Annotated in this window: 21 protein-coding genes; 10 read left to right on the top strand and 11 right to left on the bottom strand. The window is 66.4% G+C overall.

Annotated elements, in window-relative coordinates; translation table 11 throughout:
• Positions 1-8 precede the first annotated feature (8 nt).
• Positions 9-2,960: a TonB-dependent receptor gene (locus tag ASF00_RS01610; protein ID WP_055873216.1), complete on the top strand. Its 2,952-nt coding sequence runs from the start codon at positions 9-11 to the stop codon at positions 2,958-2,960.
• 167 nt (positions 2,961-3,127) lie between these two features.
• Here ASF00_RS01610 and ASF00_RS01605 read toward each other — a convergent pair whose 3' ends face one another.
• Positions 3,128-5,875, bottom strand: a complete 2,748-nt coding sequence (locus ASF00_RS01605; RefSeq protein WP_055873213.1) for a [protein-PII] uridylyltransferase — start codon at positions 5,873-5,875, stop codon at positions 3,128-3,130.
• 91 nt (positions 5,876-5,966) lie between these two features.
• Between ASF00_RS01605 and ASF00_RS01600 the strand changes: the two genes are divergently transcribed.
• The gene (locus tag ASF00_RS01600; protein ID WP_055873210.1) at positions 5,967-7,256 is read left to right on the top strand and encodes a homoserine dehydrogenase; all 1,290 of its coding nucleotides are present in this window, start codon (positions 5,967-5,969) and stop codon (positions 7,254-7,256) included.
• Between the two features lie 223 nt (positions 7,257-7,479).
• On the opposite strand, the gene ASF00_RS01595 is transcribed toward ASF00_RS01600, so the two are convergent.
• From ASF00_RS01595 to ASF00_RS01580, 5 genes are all read right to left on the bottom strand, one after another.
• Positions 7,480-7,944 carry a hypothetical protein gene (locus tag ASF00_RS01595; protein WP_055873207.1) on the bottom strand — a complete coding sequence of 155 codons (465 nt, stop codon included), beginning with the start codon at positions 7,942-7,944 and terminating at the stop codon, positions 7,480-7,482.
• Between the two features lie 15 nt (positions 7,945-7,959).
• Complete coding sequence (locus ASF00_RS01590; RefSeq protein WP_235525540.1) at positions 7,960-8,367, bottom strand: hypothetical protein; 408 nt, start codon at positions 8,365-8,367, stop codon at positions 7,960-7,962.
• A 28-nt stretch (positions 8,368-8,395) separates the two neighbouring features.
• Complete coding sequence (locus ASF00_RS18195) at positions 8,396-8,749, bottom strand: hypothetical protein (RefSeq protein WP_156348128.1); 354 nt, start codon at positions 8,747-8,749, stop codon at positions 8,396-8,398.
• A gap of 72 nt (positions 8,750-8,821) precedes the next feature.
• A complete protein-coding gene (locus ASF00_RS01585) occupies positions 8,822-9,265 on the bottom strand; it encodes a CoA-binding protein (RefSeq protein WP_055873201.1) in 444 nt (147 codons plus the stop codon).
• Between the two features lie 98 nt (positions 9,266-9,363).
• Positions 9,364-10,314, bottom strand: coding sequence for an Mrp/NBP35 family ATP-binding protein (locus ASF00_RS01580; RefSeq protein WP_055873198.1), 951 nt, complete (start codon positions 10,312-10,314; stop codon positions 9,364-9,366).
• Positions 10,315-10,384: 70 nt separating this feature from the next.
• Here ASF00_RS01580 and hflK point away from each other — a divergent pair, with 70 nt between their 5' ends.
• From hflK to ASF00_RS01555, 5 genes are all read left to right on the top strand, one after another.
• Positions 10,385-11,521, top strand: coding sequence for a protease modulator HflK (gene hflK, locus ASF00_RS01575; RefSeq protein ID WP_055873195.1), 1,137 nt, complete (start codon positions 10,385-10,387; stop codon positions 11,519-11,521).
• 5 nt (positions 11,522-11,526) lie between these two features.
• Complete coding sequence (gene hflC / locus ASF00_RS01570; protein WP_055873192.1) at positions 11,527-12,384, top strand: protease modulator HflC; 858 nt, start codon at positions 11,527-11,529, stop codon at positions 12,382-12,384.
• 101 nt (positions 12,385-12,485) lie between these two features.
• Positions 12,486-14,039 carry a Do family serine endopeptidase gene (locus ASF00_RS01565; protein ID WP_055873188.1) on the top strand — a complete coding sequence of 518 codons (1,554 nt, stop codon included), beginning with the start codon at positions 12,486-12,488 and terminating at the stop codon, positions 14,037-14,039.
• Between the two features lie 111 nt (positions 14,040-14,150).
• On the top strand, positions 14,151-15,797 hold the full coding sequence (locus ASF00_RS01560) for a helicase HerA-like domain-containing protein (protein ID WP_055873185.1): 1,647 nt from the start codon (positions 14,151-14,153) through the stop codon (positions 15,795-15,797).
• A 174-nt stretch (positions 15,798-15,971) separates the two neighbouring features.
• Positions 15,972-17,201 carry a M20 metallopeptidase family protein gene (locus ASF00_RS01555; protein WP_055873182.1) on the top strand — a complete coding sequence of 410 codons (1,230 nt, stop codon included), beginning with the start codon at positions 15,972-15,974 and terminating at the stop codon, positions 17,199-17,201.
• Between the two features lie 114 nt (positions 17,202-17,315).
• Here ASF00_RS01555 and ASF00_RS01550 read toward each other — a convergent pair whose 3' ends face one another.
• Both ASF00_RS01550 and nadB read right to left on the bottom strand, forming a co-directional pair.
• Complete coding sequence (locus ASF00_RS01550; RefSeq protein ID WP_055873177.1) at positions 17,316-18,428, bottom strand: serine hydrolase; 1,113 nt, start codon at positions 18,426-18,428, stop codon at positions 17,316-17,318.
• 118 nt (positions 18,429-18,546) lie between these two features.
• Entirely contained in the window at positions 18,547-20,124 is a 1,578-nt protein-coding gene (gene nadB, locus ASF00_RS01545; protein WP_055875202.1) for an L-aspartate oxidase, read from the bottom strand.
• A 182-nt stretch (positions 20,125-20,306) separates the two neighbouring features.
• Between nadB and ASF00_RS01540 the strand changes: the two genes are divergently transcribed.
• Positions 20,307-20,975: a YoaK family protein gene (locus ASF00_RS01540; RefSeq protein WP_156348171.1), complete on the top strand. Its 669-nt coding sequence runs from the start codon at positions 20,307-20,309 to the stop codon at positions 20,973-20,975.
• A 14-nt stretch (positions 20,976-20,989) separates the two neighbouring features.
• Here the strand turns inward: ASF00_RS01540 and ASF00_RS01535 are convergent, their stop codons facing one another.
• Entirely contained in the window at positions 20,990-21,913 is a 924-nt protein-coding gene (locus tag ASF00_RS01535) for an ABC transporter ATP-binding protein (protein ID WP_055873174.1), read from the bottom strand.
• A gap of 276 nt (positions 21,914-22,189) precedes the next feature.
• On the opposite strand from ASF00_RS01535, the gene ASF00_RS01530 reads away from it, so the two are divergent.
• Positions 22,190-22,423, top strand: coding sequence for a zinc-finger domain-containing protein (locus ASF00_RS01530; RefSeq protein ID WP_031393477.1), 234 nt, complete (start codon positions 22,190-22,192; stop codon positions 22,421-22,423).
• Between the two features lie 18 nt (positions 22,424-22,441).
• Positions 22,442-23,869, top strand: coding sequence for a metalloprotease TldD (tldD, locus tag ASF00_RS01525; protein WP_055873170.1), 1,428 nt, complete (start codon positions 22,442-22,444; stop codon positions 23,867-23,869).
• Here tldD and ASF00_RS01520 read toward each other — a convergent pair.
• Positions 23,866-24,156 carry a CcdB family protein gene (locus tag ASF00_RS01520; RefSeq protein ID WP_055873167.1) on the bottom strand — a complete coding sequence of 97 codons (291 nt, stop codon included), beginning with the start codon at positions 24,154-24,156 and terminating at the stop codon, positions 23,866-23,868. The two genes, tldD and ASF00_RS01520, sit on opposite strands and share 4 nt — an antisense overlap.
• Positions 24,157-24,402 carry a type II toxin-antitoxin system CcdA family antitoxin gene (locus ASF00_RS01515; RefSeq protein ID WP_055873163.1) on the bottom strand — a complete coding sequence of 82 codons (246 nt, stop codon included), beginning with the start codon at positions 24,400-24,402 and terminating at the stop codon, positions 24,157-24,159. It lies immediately after the preceding gene.
• Positions 24,403-24,447 lie beyond the last annotated feature (45 nt).

The raw sequence follows: 24,447 nt of genomic DNA, 5'->3' as shown, positions 1-24,447 counted from the left end.
GAACGCCGATGCGCATGATCGCATATCTGTTGTCCGCCGCAGCAACCACGGCACTCGTGACGCCGGTCTTTGCGCAGCAGGCGACCTCGACCGTCGAGGCGCAGAGCACACCGTCGCAGGGAACGGCGAATGCATCGGTCGACGGCCAGACCAACGCAGCGACCGATGCAGATACGACGCGCGCTGCCAGTGCCGCCAGTGCGGTCGCCGAAACCGGCAACTCGAGCGACATCGTCATCACCGCGACCCGACGCTCGGAGCGTCTGTCGAACGTACCCATCGCGGTGTCCGCGGTGGGCCAGGCCGCGCTGCAGAATTCCGGCGGCAGCGACATTCGCTCGCTCAACCAGCTCGCACCGTCGCTGCTGATCTCGTCGACGGGCAACGAATCGAACGCGTCGGCGCGTATTCGCGGTATCGGTACGGTTGGCGACAATCCCGGTCTCGAAAGCTCAGTCGCGGTCTTTATCGACGGTGTCTATCGCAGCCGCACCGGCGTCGGCCTCAACGAGCTCGGCGAGATCGACCGGGTCGAGGTCCTGCGCGGGCCGCAGGGTACGCTGTTCGGTCGCAACGCGTCGGCAGGTCTCATCAACATCATCACGCGCTCGCCCGAGTTTGACTGGCATGGCAACGCCGAGGCGACCTATGGCAATTACGATCAGAAGCGCATCGCAGCCGGCATCACCGGGCCGCTGATCGCCGAGAAGCTCGCCTTCCGCGTCGACGGCGTCTTTGTGAAGCGCGACGGCTTCTACAAGAACGTGACCGCCGCCAATGGCTCCGAAAGCCGGATCAACGACCGCGATCGCTATTTCGTTCGCGGCCAGCTGCTGTTCAATCCGACCTCCCAGCTAAGCTTCCGCGTGATCGGCGACTATTCGCATCGCAAGGAAAGCTGCTGCGGCGCGGTCTATTACAGCCAAGTCGAGACGACCGATCCAACTGCCAATGCCGCCGGCGTCGCGCCATTCTTTGGCACCGTGAACACCGATGGCGCGGTGACGAACAATGCGAGCAACCGCATCGTCGATATCCTGCGTCGCCAGGGTGCGGTGTTCCCGCTCGCGGGTAACAAGGCTGATCCGTTCAGCCGCCAGGTCGCGGTGACGCCGGGCCAGACCTATCGCAACACGACCAAGGATTATGGCGGTTCGGTGCAGGCCGACTGGGATCTGGGCGGCGCGACCTTCACCTCGATCACCGCATACCGCGAGTATAAGTCGGGCAATGTCAGCGACATCGACTATACCAATGTCGATCTGACAAACCGTGCCGACGACGGCAACGCCTATCGTCAGTTCCATACCTTCACGCAGGAAGCGCGGCTTCAGGGCTCCCTGTTCAACGACAAGCTCGATTGGCTCGTCGGTGGCTTCTATTCGAAGGAGACGTTGAAGCTCGTCGACAACGCGAAGTTCGGTTCGCAATACGGCCAGTTCGCCGCGTGCCGCCTCGTCGCGAACGTCAGTCCCGCGCTTGCCGCACTCGGCCAGAATTCGGCAGGTTGTCTGAATAGCACAGTCATACTGCCGACGGGTGCTACTGCGCGTCAAACCGTATCCGGTGCCTTTGGCGGACCGAATTCCGCAGGGGGCCTTATTACCGCAGCTCTTGATCGTCTGACTGGCGGCGCGGGGCTAGGCGGCGGCGTGAACAACGTCGGCGATTCGGGCTCGATCTACCGGCAGAAGAGCGAAAACTACGCGTTCTTCACGCACAACATTCTGCACCTGACCGACACATTGTCGCTGACCGGCGGCCTTCGCTACACGCACGAAACCAAGAAGTTCAACGCTGCGTTCAACAATAACAACAGTGTCTGCCCGATCCAGCAGGCTGCACTGGCACCGTTGACGCAGACGCAGAGCGGCGCGACGGCGTTCGCACAGGGCATCGTGACGCTGACCTGCACGGGCAATTCGAGCACGGCGCTGAACGGGTTGAACCTGAACGACAGCTTTGGCGACGGTGAGTTCACCGGCACCGCGGTCCTCTCGTGGAAGCCGTTCACCAAGCTGCTGACCTATGCCTCCTATGCCAAGGGCTACAAGGCGGGCGGCTACAATCTCGACCGGTCCGATCTGGGCGGCGTCAACGGCGTGCTCTCGTCGCGCAGCAACGCTGATGCGCCAGGTTTGCGCTTTAACGCCGAGAAGGTGAACAATTACGAGATCGGGGCGAAGTTCAACACGCGCCAGTTCACCTTGAACGTCGCCGCGTTCCGCCAGGAATTCACCGACTTCCAGCTTAACACGTTCAACGGCTCGATCTTCGTCGTGCAAAACGTCCAGGGCTGTAAGGACAACCTCAACGGTCTTGATAGCGATAACGGCTTCAACCCCGTCACCGGTGCGCAGACCGGCACCTGCGCTCCGGATCGGGCGAAGAAGGCAGGCGTGATCTCGCAGGGCGTCGAGCTCGAGGCGACGATGTCGCCGATCAAGCAGGTCACCTTCACCGCGGGCTACACCTATGCCGACACGTTTGCCCGCAAGAACCTGGTCGGCAGCTCGACGACCGGTGAGGCGCTCGACCGCGCGCTCTTCCTGCTCCCGGGCAGCCAGTTGTCGAACGCGCCCAAGCACGTCGTGACCACGTCGTTCGCCTGGACGCCCGATATCGGATCGAACGGCCTGTCGGGTCTGCTTTATGTCGATAGCCGCCTGTCGTCCGACTACAACACGGGTTCGGATCTGGCCCCGGAGAAGAAGCAGGATGGCTTCGCGGTGGTCAACGCCCGCGTCGGTCTGCGCGGCAAGGACCAGATCTGGGCGCTCGAGTTCTGGGCACAGAATGTGTTCAACAAGAACTACATCCAGGTCGCGTTCAACACGCCGTTCCAGGGTGCCGGATCGTCGGCCAACGTCGCTGCGTATGGCGGCACCGGCAACGCGCTCTACTCGGCCTTCCTCGCCGAGCCGCGCACCTATGGCCTGACGCTGCGCTCGCGCTTCTGATCGCGTAGTACCACGTGAAAAGCCGGCTCGCAGATCTCTGCGGGCCGGCTTTTTCGTGTGTGGGAGTAATTGCGCGCCCGTTCTCCTGCGAACGCAGGAGTCCCGGGTCGCAAGCGCTGCGTCCCGCTACCCTGGGCTCCCGCTTTCGCGGGAGAACAGGGGCCCGCTCACGCCGCCAAGTCGATATCCTCGCCCGCCGCCGCCGCGAGCAACCGCCGTTCCAGCGTCTTCAACCGCGCGGGCTGGGTGATCCGGTCGCCGGTCAGGTCGGTGATGTAGAACGTGTCGACCGCGCGCTCGCCATAGGTGGCGACATGCGCGGAATGGATTGTCACCTTCGACTGGAACAGCGCATTGGCGAGCTGGTTCAACAGCGCGGGCCGGTCGCGGGCGTTGACCTCGACCACGGTGAACCGGTTCGACGCCTTGTTGTCGACGAGCGCGTTGGGGACGATGTCGAACGCCTCCGCGCGCGTGCGGGGCAGGGGTTTGGCGACCAGCCGGTCGGCCAGCTTGCCGCGGTTGGCCAGCGCATCCTCGATCGCCGTCTTAAGGCGCGACAGCTGGCCGGATTCGTCGAACGGCCGCCCGAACGGATCCTGGACGAGGAAGTTGTCGACCGCCATGCCGTCGCGCGTCGTGTGGATGCGCGCGTCGATGATGTTGCCCCCCGCAACGTGGATCGCACCGGCGATACGGTAGAACAGCCCGGGATGATCCGCCGCGTAGATCGTCACCAGCGTCGCGCCGCGCCCCGGATAGACATGCGCGTCGATCGCGAGCTGCGCATCGAAGGTGGTCGCGAGGAAGCGCGCATTGTGCGCGAGCACGTCCTCGGGTTCGGCGATCCAATAGGCTTCGGGCAGGCGGTGGACGAGCGTGGCAAACGACTCCGCGTCCCAGCCGAGCGCGTCGCGCAGATGGTCCTGCTTGGCGGCGATCCGTTCGGCGCGGCCTTTCTGCTTGTGGCCCAGCCGGAGGACCTCTTCGGCGGCTTCGTACAGATCGCCGAGCAACTGGCGTTTCCAGCCGTTCCACACGCCCGGACCGACCGCGCGGATATCGACGATCGTCAGCGTGAGCAGCAGCCGCAGCCGCTCCGGGCTCTGCACGACGTCACAGAAATCGAGGATCGTCTTGAAGTCGCTGAGGTCGCGCTTGAACGCGGTCGCCGACATCAGCAGGTGCCAGCGGACAAGCCAGGCGACCGTTTCGGTTTCCGCAGGCGTCAGCCCGAAGCGCGGGCACAGCCGTTGTGCGACCTCCGCCCCCAGGATCGAATGATCGCCGCCACGGCCCTTGGCGATGTCGTGCAACAGCACCGCGACGTACAGCGCGCGACGCGACACGATCTGTTCGAAGATCGCGCTTGCGAGCGGATGGTCCTCCTTCAGCACGCCGTTCTCGATGCGCGCGAGCAGGCCGATCGCGCGGATGGTGTGCTCGTCGACGGTGTAGTGATGATACATGTCGAACTGCATCTGCGCGACGACGCGCGCGAAATCGGGCACGAACCGGCCGAACACCCCCGCCTCGTTCATCCAGCGCAGCACGAGTTCGGGATCGCGCGGGGACGTCAGCACGTCGAGGAACAGCGCATTGGCGGTCGGACTGGTGCGGACGTCGTCGACCAGCTTTGCGTCCCGCGCGGCGGCGCGCATCGCGAGCGGGTGGATCTCAACGCCGTGCTTGTCGGCAAGTTGGAAGATCTCGATCAGGCGTTCGGGATCGGTCTGGAAATAGTCGTCGCTCGGCAGCGCGAGCCGGCCGCGATCGAGCACGAAGCAGTTGAGCTTGCGCGGGGAGCGGCGGATCGTCGGCAGGCCGAAGCGCCGCCCGCGCGCGGCGAACTTTTCGTCGAGATGCGCGAGGAAGACGCCGCTGAGCGTGCCGACGGTCTTGGCCTGCAGGAAGTAGAACTGCATGAACCGCTCGACCTTCGACTTGCCGGGGCGATCGGAGAACCGCATCCGGTCGGCGATCTCGCGTTGCAGGTCGAAGGTGAGGCGATCCTCGGCGCGGCCGGTGATGCTGTGCAGATGGCAGCGCACGGCCTGGAAGAAGTTGTCGGCGCGGTGGAACAGGCGATATTCGGCCTTGGTGAACAGCCCGACCCCAACGAGTTCGGCGGCACGCTGGACGTCGTAGATGTACTTGCCGATCCAGAACAGCGCGTGGAGATCGCGCAGGCCGCCCTTGCCCTCCTTGACGTTGGGCTCGACGACGTAGCGCGTGTCGCCCATCTTGCGGTGGCGCGCGTCGCGTTCGGCGAGCTTGTCGGCGATGAAGGTGCGCGCAGTGTCGGCCTGGACCTCGGTCTTGAAGCGGTGCGAGGCTTGTTCGTACAGCTCGGTATCGCCGCAGACGTAGCGTGCCTCGAGCAGCGCGGTACGGACGGTGACGTCGGCTTTGGCCTGCCGCACCATCTCGTCGAGCGAACGGCTGGACTGGCCAAGCTTCAGCCCGAGATCCCATAGCGCGTACAACATCGATTCGATCACGCGCTCGGCCCAGGGCGTCTGCTTGCCGGGCGTCAGGAAGCCGATATCGACATCGGAATGCGGCGCCATCTCGGCCCGGCCATAGCCGCCGACCGCGATCAGCGTCAGGCGTTCGCCGATCGTCGGGTTGGGCAGGGGGTAGAGTCGCTGCGTCGTGAAATCGAACAGGATGCGGAGCAGCGCGTCGATCAGATAGGCCTGCGCGCTCGATGCTTCCAACCCGCGCGACGGGTGCTCGATCAGCCGACGTTCGACCTCGATCCGGCCCTTCTCCAACGCAGCCTTCAGCAGCGCAGTCGCATCGCGACGAAGTGCGGTTGCGTCCACGCCTTCCAAGGTGGCGATGGTTTCGGCGACGGCGCGGCGATCAATGATCGTGCGACGGTTGGGGAGGTGATCGAAGCGCCCGGACATGTTGGTCAGATAGGGGGGTAACGCTCCTGCGTCATCAGGATTGCGCAAACTGCCCGCGAAACGTAACCGGACGCGCGACTGGAGGACGAAAATGAGCGAACCATTGCGTGTGGCCCTTGCCGGGCTCGGAACCGTCGGCGGCGGTGTGATCCGATTGCTGGATGCGAACCGCGAACTGATCGCACGGCGGGCCGGGCGCGAGATCGAGATCGTCGCGGTCTCCGCGCGCGACCGCGGCAAGGATCGCGGCGTCGATCTGTCGCGGTTTGCGTGGGTCGACGACACGACTGCGCTGGCAAAGCAGCCGGGCGCCGACGTGGTGGTCGAGCTGATCGGCGGGTCGGATGGCCCGGCGCTGACGCTGGCACGCAGCACGCTGGCGGCAGGACTCCATTTCGTCACCGCGAACAAGGCGATGATCGCGCATCACGGACTTGAGCTGGCGCAGGCGGCCGAAGCCACCGGGGTCGCGTTGAAGTTCGAGGCCGCGGTCGCGGGCGGCATCCCGGTCATCAAGGGCCTGCGCGAAGGCGCCGCGGCGAACGAGATCGCGCGCGTCTACGGCATCCTCAACGGTACCTGCAATTTCATCCTGTCGAAGATGGAATCGGAAGGCCGCGATTTTGCCGAGGTGCTCGCCGAGGCGCAGGCGCTGGGGTTTGCCGAATCCGATCCGAGCTTCGACATCGATGGTGTCGATGCGGCGCACAAGCTGTCGATCCTGGCGGCGGTCGCGTTCGGGACGCAGCCGGCGTTCGACGACGTCGCGGTCAGCGGCATCCGGCACCTGCTGGGCGCGGACATCGCCGAGGCGGCGGCGCTCGGCTACCGCGTGCGGCTGCTCGGGCTGGCGGAAGCCGGGACGGACGGGTTGTTCCAGCGCGTGCATCCGCATCTCGTGCCCGTGGATCACCCGCTGGCACACGTCACCGGATCGCTGAATGCCGTGGTGGCCGAGGGCAACTTCGTCGGCCGGTTGCTGTTCCAGGGCGCTGGCGCGGGCGATGGCCCGACCGCGAGCGCGGTGGTCGCCGACCTGATCGACATCGCGCGCGGCGAGTTCGGGCCCCCGTTCGCGATGCCGGTCGCTTCGCTCTCTGCGGCGCCCCAGGCGGACAGCGGCGAGCGGCGGGGCAGGGCGTATCTGCGCTTCACGGTTGCCGACCGGGTCGGCGTACTTGCCGAGATCGCCGCAGCGATGCGCGATGCGGGCGTCTCGATCGAGAGCCTGATCCAGCGCGGTGCGATTTCGGATGGCAGCGTCCTGGTGGCGATCGTCACCCACGAAAGCCCGGAACGCTCGATCGCCCAGGCGCTTGAGAAGTTGCGCGGGTCGCAGAGCCTCGTTGGTCAGCCAATGTGGATGCACATTCTGGATTGAGGGAGGGGCGGGCGGATACCTTCAGGGCGGCCACCCCGACGAAGGCCGGGGCCCAATTGGCGTGGTCGCAGCAACGACGCGTGCCCTTCGTTAGTGCCGCCCCCCAATGGGCCCCGGCCTTCGCCGGGGTGGAGGACAGTAACGCAGCCTCCTGCTTGTTCTTCCGCGAAGGCGGGAGCCCAGTCTTGGCCCCGCCTTCGCGGGGAAGCATGGCAGGACGATCTTACCTAGGCGGTTCGTCCAGCACGATCGGCACGCGGTTCGCCTTGTCGGGCTTCTTCCGGAATTTTCGCCCGACGTCGCGGAGCAGCGCCATCGGATCCTTTCCTTCGCCGTTCTCGCAACAGCTGTGCGGATCGATCAGCGCGCCGATGCCCCGGATCAGCACCACCGGGACGGTCAGCAGGTCGACCCCGGTGCAGCCACCCGGCGGGCAGACGGGCCCGGCATTGTCGAGCGCCGCGCGCGGATCGCCTACCGCCTGGCGCGGGCGATCCTGCGGCAGGCGTTCGTCGGGGAGGGGCAGGCGTGGCGCGGGGGTGCCGTTGGTCCCGCAGACGACGACCTCGGTCTGGCTCGAACCGGGGCAGGCGGGCGGGGCGAGGATCGACCAGCGTTGCGGCGGCGGTGTTAGGGTCGAGGTAGGGGATGCTATCGTGGCTTGCAGCATCAGCGTCATCAGGATCATCGCGCGCGCCTCATCCTAGTTGACGGTACCGACCGGCCCATTGAGGTCGATCGGTACGCGGTCCCGTTTATCCGGCTTTTTCGCGAGTGTGCTCCTGATCAGCCCGACCGCCGCCTTCGCGATCGGGACGATCGGCGGGCCGAAGCCCACCTGGCACCCCCATTGGCTCGCCGCACAGGGCGTGTTTTCCAGTTGCAGTGCACGCACGGCACTGAGTTCGGGGTTGGAAGCGACCGGGCGATCGGGCGGGCCACGGTCGTCGCGCATCGGCAGGCGCGGGGTGGTGGTCGCCGACGTGCCGCAGACGACGACCTCGTTGCCGTCCCTTGATGTGGTGGCACACGGATCGACGAGGATCGAGAAACGCTCGGCACGTGGCGTTTGCGCGGCAGGCGCGCGAGCGGTCGCCTGTGCAAGGATCAACAGTATAGCGGGTATTGGCATTACAGGATCATGGTGCAGGTGGGCGCATGCCGCTAGCCGTCACGTCGCCCGAGCCTTCGCCAGGACCGAACCCGACGGTCGCACGAACCCCTGCACTGCCCCCGCCTACCAGAAACGGACTCATGGCTTCGATTGGCGTGCGCGCATGGACCAAGCTCGCGCGCTGTTCCGCCACCATATCCCGGCGATCAACGGTCCGCGTTTCTAATGGTACACGGTAGCGATCCGCGTTGCGCATACCACAGACCGTGATGTCGGTTTGGTCAGCGCTGGGCGGACAGGGGCGCTCGGCGGCCATTCGCGACCGTGCGGCGGTCATCAGTGGATCTTCGATCAGTATCGATAGCAGCATCGCGAGCATGATCGCCTCCGGGCCAAGCGACGCTCATGATGACCGCGTTAGCCGTGCGCAGCAAGAATCATTCGGCGAGCATCAGATATCGGAAACAGCGTCGATCTTCGCAACGCCGAGCCGGGGAATGTCGATTGCTGGGCAACGGTCCATGACGACCTTTAACCCGGCGGCCTCGGCACGCGCTGCGGCCTCGTCGTTGACAACGCCGAGTTGCATCCACACCGCCTTCGCACCCGCAGCGATCGCCTGATCGACGGCATCGCCGGCCGCTGCCGAATTGCGGAAGATGTCGACGATGTCGATCGGGTCGCCGAGCTGCGAGAGGTCGTGGAAGACGAACTCGCCGTGCACATGTTCGCCGGTGATCTGCGGATTGACCGGGATCACGCGGTAGCCGTGCGCCTGAAGCTTGGCCATCACGCCGTAGGAAGGTCGATCGGGACGGTCCGATGCGCCGATCATCGCGATCGTCCGCGCGCTTTCGAGCAGCGCCTTGATGTCGGCATCGGCGGTTAACGGCATCGATGCCTCCTGTCGGGGGAAACCTGGTCCGCTCGTACCGCAACTCTACGCGTCGGGTACGACCGGTATTCAGACAACGTCGATCCGGCCCGCTGGTTTCATAGTTTTCCGAGCCATGCGACGACCTGAGCGGCAATCGGCATGAATATGCGATCGTCGGGATCCGCCGCGGGTGGCGTCCCTGCGTCTGAGGCGGTGCGGATTCCGATTTTCAGCGGTACGCGGCCGAGGAACGGGATGCGGAGCTCGCGCGCCGCCGCCTCCGCGCCGCCATTGCCGAACGGGTCCGACGCCTCGCCGCAATGCGGACAGACATAGCCCGCCATGTTCTCGACCAGCCCGATGATCGGGATCCCCGCCTTCTCGAACAGGTCGATCGCGCGGCGTGCGTCGATCAGTGCGAGGTCCTGCGGGGTCGACACGATCACCGCACCCGCCGGGCGGTATTTCTGGACCATCGTCAGCTGCACGTCGCCGGTGCCGGGCGGCAGATCGAGCACGAGCGTGTCGGTCGCGCCCCAGTCCGCCTCGACCAGCTGGCCGAGCGCACCCGCCGCCATCGGTCCGCGCCAGGCGATCGCCTTCCCGGGCTCGACGAGCTGCCCCATCGACAGCAGCGGCACGCCATAGGGTGTCGGGACCGGATCGAGCACCTTCTCCTTCGCGGTCGGGCGCGTGCCTTCGACGTTCATCAAGCGCGGCTGCGACGGCCCGTAGATATCGGCGTCGACCAGCCCGACACGGCGCCCGGCGCGCGACATGGCGATCGCGAGGTTGGCGGCGAGCGTCGACTTGCCGACGCCGCCCTTGCCGCTGGCGACCGCGATCAGCCGGCGCGTCGAGCGTTCGGCGGTGACGGCGATCCGCACCTCGGTGACGCCGGGCTGCGTCGCTGCCATGCGGACGGTCGCCTCGAGCGCATCGCGTTCCTGCGGGTCGAGCCCGGTCGCATCGATGATGATGCCCGCACGCGTCCCTTCGAGCCGGACGGTCGCCCGCTTGCCCGCCACCGCGGCAACCGCCGCCTTTACCGCTTCTAGATTGATCATCGGGGCCAGATAGGGCCGCCGGGGCCGCTTGGCACTGTTTTTCCTCCAGCGCCTACCTATAAAGGTTGGTATGACGATCTTCTCGCGCTGGTTCCAGCGCCCCGATATCCTCGCCACCGAAACACCGAAAGGCCCCTGGGGCGGCTCGGGTGACGACGGTACCAGCGGCCCACGCAACCCCTGGGCGCAACCTCCGGGGGGCCGCAAGACGACGGCGAAACCGACCGCGCTGGACGAGTTCCTGCGCAAAGCGCGCGGATCGGGCGGCGGCGGCGGTGGCGGCACGGGCGGTTTCGGGGGCATGCCGTCGGGCGCCAATGCCCGTGCGCTCTGGGCGATCGGCGTCGCGATTATCGCGGTCGTCTGGATCCTGTTCACCTCGGTGCACCAGATCGGCCCGCAGCAGCGTGGCGTCGTCACCTATTTCGGCAAATATGCCGGCACGCTCGACCCGGGCGTCCGCCTGACGATGCCCGCGCCGATCGCCGACGTGACGGTGGTCGACGTCCAGAAGATCCGCACCGACAATTTTCCCGTCGGCGACGGCGAGAATCTGACGCTGACCGGCGACCAGAACATCATCGACCTCGCCTATTCGGTCCGCTGGGACATCGCCGATCCGCGCGATTACGTGTTCCAGCTCGCCGAGCCAAACGACACGGTCCGCGCCGCCGCCGAGAGTGCGATGCGCGCGGTGGTCGCGACCACCACGCTCGACCAGGCGATCGGGACGGGGCGCACGGTCATCGAACAGCGCGTTGCCGAGCTGACCCAGCAGATCCTCAACGACTACAAGTCGGGCGTCCGCATCCAGGGCGTCGCGATCAAGCAGGCCGCCGCGCCCGCCCGGATCGTCGAGGACTTCAACGCCGTCACCGCCGCACAGCAGGAGGCGATCGCCAACCTCAACCAGTCGCGCTCCTATGCGCAGCAGGTCGTCGCGCGGGCGCAGGGCGAGGCCGCGTCGTTCGACAAGGTGTACGAACAGTATAAGCTCGCCCCCGAGGTGACTCGTCGCCGCATGTATTACGAGACGATGGAGGCGGTGCTCGCCAAGAGCGACAAGACGATCGTCGAGACGCCGGGCGGGGTGGTGCCGTATCTGCCCCTGTCGAACGCCAAGCGTCTTCCGAACCCCGAGGCGGTCCAGACCACGCCCGCGCCGGCCGCGGCGGCGGCTGTCCCCCAGTCCGGAGCTGCCCAGTGAACGCCGTGAGTTTCCGCAATCCGATCGTGGCCGGCATCGTCGCGCTTTTGCTGGTCATCCTGGCCGCATCGACTTTCGCGATCGTCCCCGAAACCAGGCAGGCGGTGATCCTACGGTTCGGCCAGCCGATCCGGACGGTGAATGCCTGGCAGCCCGACACGCCGTTCGGCCAGACCGGCGCGGGCCTGATCGCGCGTATCCCGTTCGTCGACCGGATCGTCTGGATCGACAAGCGCGTCCAGGATCTCGAACTCGACAATACGCTCGTGCTGTCGACCGACCAGCTTCGGCTCGAGGTCGATGCCTATGCGCGCTACCGGATCGTCGATCCGCGCAAGATGCGTAATGCGGTGGGCAGCGAGGACCGGATCCCCGATCAGCTTCGCCCGATCCTGGGGTCGGCGCTGCGCAACGAACTCGGCAAGCGACGCTTCGTCGAACTGCTCAGCCCCGAGCGGTCGGAGTTGATGGACAACATCCAGAAGGGTCTGCAGCGCGTCGCGAGCCAATATGGCGTCGAGATCGTCGACGTCCGGATCAAGCAGGCGAATCTGCCTGTCGGCCTGCCGCTCGAAAGCGCGCTCAAGCGCATGTCGAGCGCCCGCCAGCAGGAGGCGATCACGATCCGCGCCGAAGGCCAGAAGCAGGCGCAGATCGTGCGTGCGCAAGCCGATGCGGATTCAGCGAAGATCTACGCCGAGAGCTTCGGCAAGGACGCCGATTTCTACGATTTCTACCGCGCGATGCAGTCGTACCGGCACACGTTCGGCGCGGATGGCGGACCAGCACCCGAAGGGTCGACGTCGATCATTCTTTCGCCGAACAACAGCTATCTGAGGGAATTCGAGGGCCGCGGGCGTTAAGCCTGCGGAACCTTCGAACGCCGTTCATATTCAAGCATCATTCAGGACGACGTCCCTACAGGGTACCTGTTTCGATTGATGAAACGAGAGGACAACATCTAGTGCGTTACGCCTACGCCATTACCAGTGCTCTTCTCCTCGGCGGCGCGACCGCCACGCTCGCGCTCCAGCCAAGCGGTGCGCAGGTCGCACAGAACGAACCCGGTGCGATCCAGGCCGTGTCGCCCAAGCCCGGCGCTCCGATGAGCTTTGCCGACATGGTCGCGCGGCTCCAGCCCGCGGTCGTCAACATCTCGACCAAGCAGACGATCGTCCAGAAGCAGCAGGCCAATCCGTTCGCGGGCACGCCGTTCGGCGATCTGTTCGGCGGCATGGGCGGTGGTGGCCAGGGCGGCGCGCCGGTCAAGCGCGAGGGGGCCTCGCTCGGCTCGGGCTTTCTGATCTCGCCTGATGGCTATGTCGTCACCAACAACCACGTGATCTCGCCCGGCGCGCAGGGCGCGACGGTCGATTCGATCACGGTGACGCTGAGCGACAAGAAGGAATATGTCGCCAAGGTCATCGGCAAGGATCAGGAATCGGATCTCGCGCTGCTCAAGATCGACGCGGCCAACCTGCCGTTCGTGAAGTTCGGCGATTCGAACGGCGCGCGCGTCGGCGACTGGGTCGTTGCGATCGGCGAGCCGTTCGGCCTCGGCGGCACCGTCACCGCGGGTATCGTCTCGGCGATCAACCGCGTCACCGGCCAGGGCGGCGCGTATGATCGCTTTATCCAGACCGACGCGTCGATCAACCAGGGCAACTCCGGCGGCCCGATGTTCGATCTGAACGGCAATGTGATCGGCGTGAACTCGCAGATCTTCAGCCAGTCGGGTGGCAATATCGGCATCGGCTTCGCGATCCCCGCGGCGGTCGCCAAGCCGATCATCGCCACCTTCATGAAGGGCGGCACGATCGAGCGCGGCTATATCGGCGTACAGCTCGGCCGCACGGGTCCGATCGACGAAGATACCGCCGCGGCACTCGGCATCGCGAAGAATCAGGGCGAACTGATCAACGACGTTACTGCTGGTGGTCCGGCCGCAAAAGCTGGCGTACGCGCGGGCGACGTCGTCACGAAGGTGAACGGCCAGCAGATTACAGCCGAACAATCCTTGTCGTATCTCGTCTCGAACGTGAAGCCCGGCCAGACGGCGCGTCTCGACATCCTGCGCAACGGCAAGCCTGTTGCCGCCAACGTGGTCGTCGTGCCGCGTCCTAGTGCGGACAAGCTGGCAGCGACGCTGGGCGGCGATGCACAGGGCTTCGGCACCGACGATGGCGATGACGGCGACGATGCCACCACCGCCGCGCCGACCGCAGGCGCGGTGCTTGGGATCGGTGTCCAGCCGCTCACCCCGGCGATCGCGCAGGCAGTTGGTGTCGAGGCGAGCACGCAGGGCGTCGTCATCGCGGTCGTTGCGCAGACCAGCGACGCCTTTGGCAAGCTGAAGCGCGGCGACGTCATCATCTCGGTCAACGGCACGCCCGTCCGCACCGCGGCGGACCTCCAGAATGCGGTCAACGTCGCCAAGACGGCTGGTCGCCCGCAGGTCCTGTTGCAGGTCAAGCGTGGACGTAGCCCCGCACAGTTCCTGCCGGTCAAGATCAAGTAATCCACGACCGTCACAACTGATCCGAAAAGGACCGTCGCTCACCCGAGCGGCGGTCCTTTTTCTTTGCAGGCTGCGGGGTTAGGATCGGCGTCGGACAACGAGGACGAGAGCATGAGCGACGGCATCTTCATCGGCGCGAGCGTGGACGGCAAGCCGCAGACGCTGGCGTTGAAGCGCGCGAACCGCCACGGCCTGATCGCGGGCGCGACCGGCACCGGCAAGACGGTGACGTTGCAGGGCATTATCGAGGGAGTCTCGGCAAACGGCGTGCCGTGCTTCGTCGCCGACGTGAAGGGCGACCTGTCGGGCCTCGCGATGGCGGGATCGCCGACCGCCAAGACGCATGCGACCTTTGCCGAGCGCGCCAAGGCAATCGGCGACGACGGCTGGGCCTATGCCGACAATCCGGTGCAGTTCTGGGACCTGTTCGGCGAGCAGGGGCATCCGATCCGCACCACGATCAGCGAGATGGGCCCGCTGCTGCTGTCGCGGCTGATGGATTTGAACGACGTGCAGGAGGGCGTGCTGACGATCGCCTTCCACGTCGCCGACAAGGAGGGGCTGCTGCTGATCGACCTCGACGATCTGCAGGCGATGCTGACCGAATGCGCGGGCCGCGCCGATGAGCTAACGGTCACCTATGGCAACGTGTCGAAACAGTCGATCGGCGCGATCCAACGGTCGCTGCTGCAGTTGCGCACGCAGGGCGCGGAGAATTTCTTCGGCGAGCCCGCGCTCGAGATGAACGACTTCATCGGCGTCGACGATCGCGGTCGAGGGATCGTCAACATCCTCGCCGCCGACAAGCTGATGGCTTCACCCAAGCTGTACGCGACGTTCCTGCTGTGGCTGATGAGCGAGCTGTTCGAGCATCTCCCCGAGGTCGGCGATCCCGACAAGCCGGTGCTGTGCTTCTTCTTCGACGAGGCGCATCTGCTGTTCGACGACGCGCCCAAGGCGCTGCTCGAGAAGATCGAACAGGTCGTCCGGCTGATCCGCTCGAAGGGGGTGGGCGTCTACTTCATCACGCAGAACCCGATCGACATTCCCGATACCGTCGCAGGCCAGCTCGGCAACCGCGTCCAGCATGCGTTGCGCGCGTTCACGCCGCGCGACCAGGCGGCGGTGCGCGCGGCGGCGGAGACGTTCCGCGCCAATCCGGGCGTCGACGTCGCCACGGTCATCACCGAGCTGAAGGTCGGCGAGGCGCTCGTGTCGCTGCTCCAGCCCGACGGCGCGCCGACCCCGGTCGAGCGCACGCTGATCAAGCCGCCCGCGTCGCGAGTCGGACCGATCACACCCGCCGAGCGTAAAGTGATGATCGAGACCGATGCGATCGGCGCGAAATACGACACGCTGGTCGATCGCGAATCGGCGGAGGAACTGCTCGCGGCGAAAACCGAGGAGGCGAGCGCCGCGGCGGCCGAGGCGAAGGCGACGACCGAGGCGGAGAAGGCGGCGGCGGCGCAGGCCAAGCTCGATGCACGGGCGGCGAAAGAGGCGGAACGCCAGCGTGTCGCGGATCAGCGCGAGGCGGATCGCCAGCAACGTGAGGCAGACCGCGAGTCGGCGAACTCGCCCTGGACCAAGATGGCGTCATCGGCGACGCGGGCGGCAAGTTCGTCGATCGGCCGGCAGGTGGCGAACGAGATCGGCAAACAGGTGTTCGGCACGACATCGCGTCGGCGGTCGTCGTCGAGCGGCGGCCTGGTCGGCACCGTGCTGCGCGGGGTTTTAGGCGGGCTGTTCCGGGGGTAGACTAACAACGTTACCGGGGGCGGGCTGCCCTCCAAACAAACATACCACCCCGGCGGAGGCCGGGGCCCAATTGGGGAACGGAGGTAACGTCGGGAGGCGCTCCGTTACATCGACCTCCCAATTGGGCCCCGGCCTTCGCCGGGGTGGTGGTCAAGCCGTTCAAGGAGTCAAACCATGTCCCTCGATTTCGAATCCGCCACCGACTGGACCAGCATCGGCGAGGACAGCCTCGACGACGCGATCACGCTGCGGCGCGCGATCCATGCCGACCCCGAAGTCGGCCTCCACTGCCCGCGCACCTCGGACAAGGTGAAGGCCGCGCTCGCCGGCCTCCCGCTCGAGATCCGCGAGGGGACGTCGACCACCGGCTTCGTCGCGATCCTGCGCGGCGGGCGCGGCGGCACCGCCGGTGGCAACGGGCGCACGGTCCTGCTGCGCGGCGACATGGACGCGCTGCCGATGCAGGAGGAAACCGGGCTCCCGTTCGCGTCGAAGGTCGACGGCGCGATGCACGCCTGCGGCCATGATTCGCACACCGCGATGCTGGTCGGCGCGGCGAAAGCGCTGTGCGCACGCCGCGACGAGCTGCCCGGCACCGTCGTCTTCATGTTCCAGCCCGGCGAGGAGGGGCATCACGGCGCCCGCCACATGATCGCCGACGGCCTGCTCGATGCGCCGCTGCCCGAGGCCGGGTTCGCGCTGCACATCTCGCCCAACATGCCGATGGGGCATGTCGTCAGCCGCGCGGGCACGCTGATGGCGTCGACCGACACGCTGCGCGCGACGATCACCGGGCGTGGCGGCCATGCCGCGATGCCGCACGACTGCCTCGATCCGCTGCCAATCGCGTGCGAGATCGTCACCGCGCTCCAGACCTATGTCGCGCGGCAGGTCGCGGTCACCGACCCCGCGGTGCTGTCGATCACCAAACTCAACGCAGGGTCCGCGCACAACGTCATCCCGTCGACCGTCGAGATGCTCGGCACGATGCGCACGCTGTCGGAGCGGACCCGCGAACAGGTCCGCGCGGCGTTCATCCGCATGGTCGAGGGCATCGCCGCCGCACACGGCGCAGTCGGTACGCCGACGATCGAGGAAGGCTATCCGGTTACCGTCAACGACCAGCGCGCCACCGATCTGATGAAGGCGTGTGCGACCGCGATCGGCGGCGAGGGCGCCTATCAGGTGATGCCGCCGATGATGGGCGCGGAGGACTTCTCCTACGTGCTCCAGAAGCTCCCCGGCGCGATGGCATTCATCGGCGCAGCGCCCGAGGGCAGCGACCCGCGCACCAACCCGCCGCTCCACAACACCAAGATGACGATCGACGAACGCGTGATGGCGCACGGCATCGCCATGCACTGCGCGGTGGCGGAGCGGTTCCTGACGAACGGCTTCGACTGAGCCGCGCGCCGCGTACCCCCCATTTCGTCATCCTGACGAAAGTCAGGTCTTAGAGCCAAATACGGCACCGCCCGTGATCCTGGGTCCTGACGTTCGTCAGGATGACGGGAAAGTTTAGTTCAACGGCCGCGTGGTCCCCGCATAGTTCGCAACCGCGGCCGCTGCATTCTGGATCAGCTTCTGCCGCTCCGGCATCGGCCGGATCGTGTCGCCGATCATTACCGCGATCGCATAGCGACGCCCATCCGGCGCGGTGAGCAGCCCAACATCGTTGAAGCCCGCGTTGCGCCGGCCGAGATCCTGCCCGGTCCCGGTCTTGTGCGCGATCTCCCACCCGCCGGGCAGCGCCGCGCGCAACCGGGCACGACCGGTGACCGACCGGCCCATCGTATCGAGTAGGATTTTGGTCGAGGTCTCGGACAGGAGATCCCCCTTCGCCAGCCGCGCAATGGCATCGGCGATCGCGATCGGCGCGGCGCCGTCGGGCGGATTGCGCACATAGGCGTCGAGCGCTGCCGCGCGCACCGCCGGCGACAGCCGGTTGCGCGCGGTCAGGAAGCCGCCATTGACCGCATAGGAAGGCTGCCACGTCAGCCCCGCGGTCCCGCTCTGCAACAGCCGCTCGCCGGGGCCGAAGCGGATCGCGCCCAGCTGTTTGCGCGCGATCATGCCGCGCACCGCCGACGGGCCGCCGACGCGCGTGAGCAGCCGGTCGTTCGCGGTATTGTCGCTATGCGTCAACGCGCGCGTAAGCAGGTCGCCGACCGTCGTGCGATAGCCGTCGCCCTTGACCAGCATCGCGATCGGCTGGTGGAACAGCGTCAGGTCCTGCGGGCGGACGACGATCGGCTCGTCGAGCCGGATCCTGCCCTGATCGCGCAGGTCCATGACGGTCAGCGCGACCCACAGCTTGCTGACCGATTGCTGCGGCAGCAACTGGCGGCCGCCCGCCTCGACCGTCCAGCCGTCGTCGACCGCGCGCACCGCGATGCCCGCCTTGCCCTGGAAGCCGCTCTGTAGTTCGGAAATCGCGTTAACCAGGCTGGCAGGCGCGGGGCGCGGCGTACGCGGCAACGGCGGCGGCACCGGGATCGAGACGAATCCGTCGGCCTGGTGCACCGGGCTGACCGCAGGCGGGGTGGGTCGCGATGCCGATCCACATCCGGCGAGCGCCACACCGAACAGGGTGGTTGCCAGAAGCCGCTTGAACGCACTCGCCGATGTCATGATGGATTGAACGCCCTGCACTGAAGCACCAATCCTTATCGGCTGCTCCGTCGCGCGAAACAGCGCCCCCGCACCGCTGCGACGAAGCGCGCGGGGGTTGCGCCCAATCGCGCCGAGGTCAGGGAACGAGAACCGTATCGACCGCATCGGGCAGAGTCTCCGGATAATCGAGCGTGTAATGCAGCCCGCGGCTTTCATGCCGGTGCAACGCGGACCGCACGATCAGCTCGGCGGTTTGGAGCAGGTTGCGCAGTTCGATCAGGTCGGGCGTGACGCGGAAATGCTGGTAATATTCGGCCACCTCGTCGTTGAGCAGCGTGATCCGGTGCTGCGCGCGTTCGAGCCGTTTGGTCGTGCGGACGATGCCGACGTAATTCCACATGAACCGGCGGATCTCGGTCCAGGTCTGCTTGATCACCACCTCTTCATCGGAATCGGTGACGCGGCTTTCGTCCCAGGGGCGGATCGGCGGGGGCGGGGGCAGGCTGTCCCACGCGGCGGCGATGCTGTCCGCGGCCGCCTCGCCGAACACGAAGCATTCGAGCAGCGAGTTGGACGCCAGCCGGTTCGCGCCGTGTAGACCCGATTCGGTGCATTCGCCCGCGGCATACAGGCCGGGCAGGTCGGTCTTGCCACGCTCGTCGACGACGATCCCGCCGCACGTGTAATGTTGCGCAGGGACGACCGGGATCGGCTGCGTCGTCATGTCGATGCCGACCGTCAGCAGCTTCTCGTGGATGTTTGGGAAGTGGTGGCGGATGAAGTCGGCGGGCATATGGCTGATGTCGAGATGGACGTAGTCGAGACCATAGCGCTTGATCTCCGCGTCGATCGCGCGCGCGACGATATCGCGCGGCGCAAGTTCCATCCGCGCAGCGTCGTAATAGGTCATGAAGCGCTTGCCGGTCGACGGGTTGATCAACCGCCCCCCTTCGCCGCGAACCGCCTCGGTGATCAGGAAATTCTTGACCTCCAGATTATAGAGGCAGGTCGGGTGGAACTGCATCATTTCCATGTTCGACACGCGCGCGCCTGCGCGCCACGCCATCGCGATCCCGTCCCCGGTCGCGCCGCGCGGCGCGGTCGAGAACAGATAGGTCCGCCCCGCGCCGCCAGTCGCCAGGATCGTCGCGCGCGCGGTGTAGAGCGCCACGCGCTCGGTCTTGCGGTCGACCGCATAGACGCCCCACACGTTGCCCGCGCCCGAATAGCGTTCCTCGTGACGGCCGGTCGCAAGGTCGATGGCGATCTGGTCGGGGACCAGCGTGATATTGGGATGCGCCTCGGCCGCGCGTTGCAGTGCCTCCTGCACCGCCCACCCGGTCGCATCGGCGACATGGACGATCCGGCGATGGCTGTGCCCGCCTTCGCGCGTCAGGTGGAGTGCATTGCCCTCGGTCTCGAACGGCACGCCCAGACGGCTGAGCCGCTCGATCGCGGCGGGGGCGCCCTCGACCACCATCTCGACGATCGCGCGGTCGTTGAGGCCGGCACCGGCGACCATAGTGTCCTCTACATGATTCCCGAACGTGTCGCCGGGTTCGAGCACCGCCGCGATCCCGCCTTGCGCCCACGCGGTCGATCCCTCGTTCAGCGCGCCCTTGGCCAGCACCGTCACGGTAAAGCGATCGGCGAGGGTGAGCGCAGCGGTCAGTCCGGCGGCACCCGACCCGACGATGAGAATATCGCTGGTCATGCCGGTCGTGTTGGAAGGCCGCGTATCGTCGCACGACGAGGGAAGAAAATCCTGCATTGCGCCGCTGTGGCACAAAAACGGGGCGGCAGGACAGGGTTTGCCGCAGACGCCAAGCCGCGTCGATGCGCAAACCCGAATCCCGGGGGTCGAACACGGGCCGGATCGCGCCTAGGCTGGAGCGCGTGAAGACCTATGACGCGCGCTTCTGGATCCTTGCCGCCGGCCTGTCGGGTATGGCCGGCTATGTCGACGCGATCGGCTTTCTCAAGCTGGGTGGCCTGTTCGTCTCGTTCATGAGCGGCAATTCGACTCAGCTCGCGGTCGGCGCGGTGCTTGACCCGCCGATGGCGGCGATGGCGGCGCGGCTCGTGCTCGGGTTCATCGGCGGGGTCGTCGTGGGCACGCTGCTGTCCGAGATTGCCGGCCGCTATCGCATGTCTGCCGTCCTGGTCCTCGTCGCCGTGGTCCTTGCGATCGCGGCAGGCATCGACGGCCGCGCCTCGACCGGCTGGACGACGATCATGATGGCAGCGGCGATGGGATCCGCGAACACCGTCTTCCAGCGCGCGGGCGAGGTCAGCATCGGCGTGACCTATATGACCGGAACGCTCGTCAAATTCGGCCAGCGGCTGGCTGGCGCGATGATCGGCGGGCCGCGCTGGGCGTGGCTGCCCTATCTGGTGCTGTGGGGCGCGCTGGTCGGCGGCGCGGTCGGCGGTGCACTCGCTTATGCGTGGCTTGGCACCGACGGATTGTGGATCGCCGCCTTGGTCGCGATCGCGCTGGCTGGCTATGCCGCAGCGCTCGGCCCCGCCGAACCTGCAGGCGCACGACACCGGCCCGCGGTGTAGCGCCTACCGCGACGTCAGGCGTTGGCGGCGCGTGTCAGGCTCAGGAACACGTCCTCGAGATCGGGTTCCTTGGTCGAGACATCGACGATCCCGAAGCCGCTGCCCTGGATCGCCGCCAGCACTTCGCCGGCGTTCACGCGATCCTTCTTGTAGGTGATCTCGAGCGTGCGATCGCCCTTGAGCGTGATCTTCTCGAAGCAAACGTTCGCTGGGACATCGGTCACGTCGCGGTCGACCGTCACCGCGACGATCTTCTCCTGCGCCTTGCCGACCAGCTCGCGCGTCGGCTCGTTGGCGATCAGGCGACCGTTGTTGATGATCGCGATCCGGTCGCAGAGTTCCTCGGCTTCCTCTAGATAATGCGTCGTCAGCACGACCGTGACGCCCGCCGCATTGAGGCTGCGGACATAGGTCCAGAGTTGCTGGCGAAGTTCGATGTCGACTCCCGCGGTCGGCTCGTCGAGCACGAGCACGGGGGGCGAATGGACCATCGCCTTGGCCACCATCAGGCGGCGCTTCATGCCCCCCGACAGCGTGCGGGCATAGGCGTGCGCCTTGTCCTCCAGATGCACCGCGCGGAGCAGCTCCATCGTCCGGCGCTTCGCCTTGGGCACGCCGTAAAGCCCGGCCTGGATTTCCAGCGTCTCGAACGGCGAGAAGAAGGGATCGAACAGGATCTCCTGGTTGACGATGCCGATCGAGGCCTTCGCGTTGCGCGGGTGCTCGTCCGTGTCGAAGCCCCAGATCGCGGCGTTGCCGTCGGTCTTGTTGACGAGTCCTGCGAGGATGTTGATCAGCGTCGACTTGCCCGCGCCATTCGGGCCGAGCAGCCCGAAGATCTGGCCGCGCGGCACGTCGAACGTCACGCCGTCGAGCGCGCGCTTTCCGCCGGCGTAGGTCTTGCAGAGATTGGTGATGGCGATCGCGGCTTCGGTCATGGGCGTGGCATAGCGGGGCGGGAAGGGCGGGTCATCCCCTCGGGCGTTGCAAAGAAGATTTGTTCGCGCGGAGGCGCGGAGGCGCGGAGGGTGTCGCATCCAGACTGTCGGTCGGGAGACGTTACTATCTGTTCCGCGGAAGATGATCGGAAAGTCGCTTCGCGACGAGCGCAACACCTCCGCGTCCTCCGCGGCTCTGCGCGAACCCAATCTTCTTCTCCGCTGATGAAGGAAGAACCAATTGCCCGCCCGCCGCGCGCTTGCTATCGCGCCCGCATGCACCCGCCGCTCGAAACCACCCGCGTCACCCACGCCCGCGTCGCCTGCGATGGCGCCACCGACATTCCCGGCGGCGCAGCGCTCGGCCATCCGCGCGTCTGGTTGCAGATCGACGAGACCGGCTATGTCGATTGCGGCTATTGCGACCGGCGCTTCATCCTGGTCGGCGGGGCCGCCGATGGCGCGGACCAGTCGACATTGCGCGACCATGGGGATGGCGCAGGCCGCTAAGCCCCTTATATCTATCGGATGACGATAGCTGCAGACCCCCGCTCGCTCCTCTACCGCGACACGCTCGACCCCGAGCAGGCGCAGGCGCTGACCGCCAAGGCGCTCGGCAAGGCCGATGACGGCGAACTCTATCTCCAATACCGCAAGGCCGAGGCGTTCGGGTTCGACGATGGCCGGCTGAAGACCGCGTCCTACGATACGAGCTCGGGCTTTGGCCTGCGCGCGGTGTCGGGCGAGATGACCGCGTTCGCGCATTCGAACGAGATGACCCCCGCCGCGATCCGTCGCGCCGCCGAGACGATGGCGCTGATCGAGCCGGGCGTCGCCGCGAAGGCTGGCCCGCCGCAGGGCACCAACCGCCATCGCTACACTGCCGCCGATCCTCTCGATCTCGTGCCGTTCGCCGACAAGGTGAACCTGTGCCAGACGATCGATGCCGCCGCGCGCGCCCGCGATCCACGTGTGGCGCAGGTGTCGGTCAGCCTGTCGGGGACGTGGTCGGTCGTCGAGATCGTCCGCGCCGACGGTTTCGTCGCGACCGACGTGCGCCCGCTGGTGCGGCTCAACGTGTCGATCGTCGCCGAGCAGAATGGCCGTCGCGAGACGGGCAGCTACGGGATCGGCGGCCGCTATCTCTACACCGACCTGTTCAAGCCCGAGACGTACAACCGCGCGATCGACGAAGCGCTGTCGCAGGCGCTGGTCAATCTCGACTCGATCGCGGCGCCCGCGGGCGAGATGACCGTGCTGCTTGGCAATGGCTGGCCGGGCATCCTGCTGCACGAGGCGATCGGCCACGGGCTCGAGGGCGACTTCAACCGCAAGGGCACGTCGGCCTTCTCCGGGCGGATCGGCGAGCGCGTCGCGGCCGAGGGCGTGACCGTGGTCGACGACGGATCGCTCCAGGATCGCCGTGGGTCGTTGACGATCGACGACGAGGGTACGCCGACGCGCGAAACGGTGCTGATCGAGGACGGCATCCTCAAGGGCTATATGCAGGATCGCCTCAACGCACGGCTGATGGGCGTCGAGGCGACCGGCAATGGCCGCCGCGAGAGCTATGCGCATGCACCGATGCCGCGGATGACCAATACCTTCATGAAGGCGGGCAACGACGATCCCGCCGAGCTGCTGAGCCGCGTGAAGAAGGGCATCTTCGCCAAGGCGTTCGGCGGCGGACAGGTCGATATCGTGTCGGGCAAGTTCGTGTTCAGCTGCACCGAGGCGTATCTGGTCGAGGACGGCAAGCTGGGCGCGCCGATCAAGGGCGCGACGCTGATCGGCGACGGTCCGAGCTCGCTGACCAAGGTGCGCGGGATCGGCAACGATTTCGCGCTCGACGAAGGTATCGGGATCTGCGGCAAGGGCGGGCAGTCGGTGCCCGCGGGCGTCGGGCAGCCGACGTTGCTGGTCGATGGGCTTACGGTTGGTGGAACGGCGGCCTAATAGCCTGAGATTAGCATATCGAGTGCGGCTTTTATCTCGAACTGTGCCGCCTCGAGCGTGGCCACGGTGTCTTCGATATCGCGGACGTCGACTGCGCGGGCTAGCGTCGTGACCATCGTCAGGACTTCGCCGTTGATCGTGAAGCTGGGCGTCAGCCTCTTGAAAATCACGGCTTCGGTTGGACGGAGCGGCACGACGAAGCGCGTCTGCAGGTCCGACAGAAGATCCGATTGGCAATCAATGGCCAGCACGTTGCCGCGGATTCGGTAGACGTCGAACTGTGCCAATCAGAGCGGCCGCAGATGCGCGAGCGGATCGCCATTCTTGTCGTACCAGCGATTCCAGCCTTCGATCGCTTCGCGATTCTCTTCCTTCCAGCGCCGCTCCTGTTCGACCTTCGTGGCGTGCCGGATCGCTTGCTCGCTGATCTGAGAGAGGTTGAGGCCAGCTTCCCGTGCCGCCGCAACGATGCCGGTATCCAGCGACATGTTGACCGATTTGCGCTTGCCGGTAGCAATGGGATCATGCTCCATGCGCACAGGATATGCGTGGATGTGACGCGCGTCAATTCGGAGTTG

The organism is Sphingomonas sp. Leaf34 (assembly GCF_001421805.1).
Lineage (GTDB): Bacteria > Pseudomonadota > Alphaproteobacteria > Sphingomonadales > Sphingomonadaceae > Sphingomonas.
Note: the sequence above shows the minus strand (reverse complement) of the source record. Positions and strands in the feature narration are given on the sequence as shown.

Excerpts from the sequence above, each read along its gene's own strand:
- ASF00_RS01600 (WP_055873210.1), top strand. The coding sequence starts at position 5,967 with ATGAGCGAACCATTGCGTGTGGCCCTTGCCGGGCTCGGAACCGTCGGC.
- ASF00_RS01535 (WP_055873174.1), bottom strand. The coding sequence starts at position 21,913 with ATGACCGAAGCCGCGATCGCCATCACCAATCTCTGCAAGACCTACGCC.
- ASF00_RS01580 (WP_055873198.1), bottom strand. The coding sequence starts at position 10,314 with ATGATCAATCTAGAAGCGGTAAAGGCGGCGGTTGCCGCGGTGGCGGGC.
- ASF00_RS01585 (WP_055873201.1), bottom strand. The coding sequence starts at position 9,265 with ATGCCGTTAACCGCCGATGCCGACATCAAGGCGCTGCTCGAAAGCGCG.
- ASF00_RS18195 (WP_156348128.1), bottom strand. The coding sequence starts at position 8,749 with ATGCTCGCGATGCTGCTATCGATACTGATCGAAGATCCACTGATGACC.
- ASF00_RS01550 (WP_055873177.1), bottom strand. The coding sequence starts at position 18,428 with ATGACATCGGCGAGTGCGTTCAAGCGGCTTCTGGCAACCACCCTGTTC.
- hflK (WP_055873195.1), top strand. The coding sequence starts at position 10,385 with ATGACGATCTTCTCGCGCTGGTTCCAGCGCCCCGATATCCTCGCCACC.
- ASF00_RS01610 (WP_055873216.1), top strand. The coding sequence starts at position 9 with ATGCGCATGATCGCATATCTGTTGTCCGCCGCAGCAACCACGGCACTC.
- ASF00_RS01555 (WP_055873182.1), top strand. The coding sequence starts at position 15,972 with ATGTCCCTCGATTTCGAATCCGCCACCGACTGGACCAGCATCGGCGAG.
- ASF00_RS01595 (WP_055873207.1), bottom strand. The coding sequence starts at position 7,944 with ATGATCCTGATGACGCTGATGCTGCAAGCCACGATAGCATCCCCTACC.
- ASF00_RS01515 (WP_055873163.1), bottom strand. The coding sequence starts at position 24,402 with ATGGAGCATGATCCCATTGCTACCGGCAAGCGCAAATCGGTCAACATG.
- tldD (WP_055873170.1), top strand. The coding sequence starts at position 22,442 with ATGACGATAGCTGCAGACCCCCGCTCGCTCCTCTACCGCGACACGCTC.
- ASF00_RS01530 (WP_031393477.1), top strand. The coding sequence starts at position 22,190 with ATGCACCCGCCGCTCGAAACCACCCGCGTCACCCACGCCCGCGTCGCC.
- nadB (WP_055875202.1), bottom strand. The coding sequence starts at position 20,124 with ATGACCAGCGATATTCTCATCGTCGGGTCGGGTGCCGCCGGACTGACC.
- ASF00_RS01605 (WP_055873213.1), bottom strand. The coding sequence starts at position 5,875 with ATGTCCGGGCGCTTCGATCACCTCCCCAACCGTCGCACGATCATTGAT.
- ASF00_RS01560 (WP_055873185.1), top strand. The coding sequence starts at position 14,151 with ATGAGCGACGGCATCTTCATCGGCGCGAGCGTGGACGGCAAGCCGCAG.